At 69.3% G+C, this 760-nt stretch carries 1 protein-coding gene; it reads right to left on the reverse strand.

What is annotated here, in order from left to right; translation table 11 throughout:
- Positions 1-760: acyl-CoA dehydrogenase family protein (locus tag IH44_RS0140015; RefSeq protein WP_030464771.1), on the reverse strand; the 760-nt coding region annotated here is incomplete at both ends.

Here is a 760-nt window from a genome sequence, read left to right on the forward strand (position 1 = left end):
GCCCAGCGCCTGCGCCGCGATGGTGACCCGGGTGTGGTCCAGCGTGCGCATCGCCGTGGCGAAACCGGTGCCCTCCGCCCCGATCATCCGCTCCGCCGGAATCCGCACGTTGTCGAAGTACACCTCCCGCGTCGGCGAACCCTTGATCCCCAGCTTCTTCTCCGGCGCGCCGAAGGAGACCCCCTCATCCCCCTTCTCCACCACGAACGCCGAGATCCCCTTCGAACGCTTCTCCGGGTCCGTCACCGCCATCACCGTGTAGTACTCCGAGACACCCGCGTTGGTGATCCACCGCTTCACCCCGTTGAGCACCCAGAAGTCCCCGTCGCGCACCGCCCGCGTCCGCATCCCCGCCGCGTCCGAACCCGCCTCCGGCTCCGAGAGGCAGTACGAGAACATCCCCTCCCCCCGCGCCAGCGCCCCCAGGTACTTCGCCTTCAACTCCTCCGAACCCGCCAACTGCACCGGCAGCGACCCCAACTTGTTCACCGCCGGGATCAACGACGACGACGCACACACCCGCGCCACCTCCTCGATCACCAGCACCGTCGCCAACGCGTCCGCCCCCGCACCACCGAACTCCTCCGGCACGTGCACCGCATGCAGATCCGCCGCCCGCAACGCGTCCAACGCCTCCTGCGGGAAACGCCCCTCCTCGTCCACCGCCGCCGCGAACGGAGCGATCTTCGCCTCCGCCAGCGAACGCACCGACTCCCGGAGCATCTCGTGCTCCTCGCCGAGCCGGTAGAGGTCGAAGTCC

It is taken from the genome of Kitasatospora sp. NRRL B-11411, assembly GCF_000721345.1.
In the GTDB taxonomy this organism is placed as follows: domain Bacteria; phylum Actinomycetota; class Actinomycetes; order Streptomycetales; family Streptomycetaceae; genus Kitasatospora; species Kitasatospora cineracea.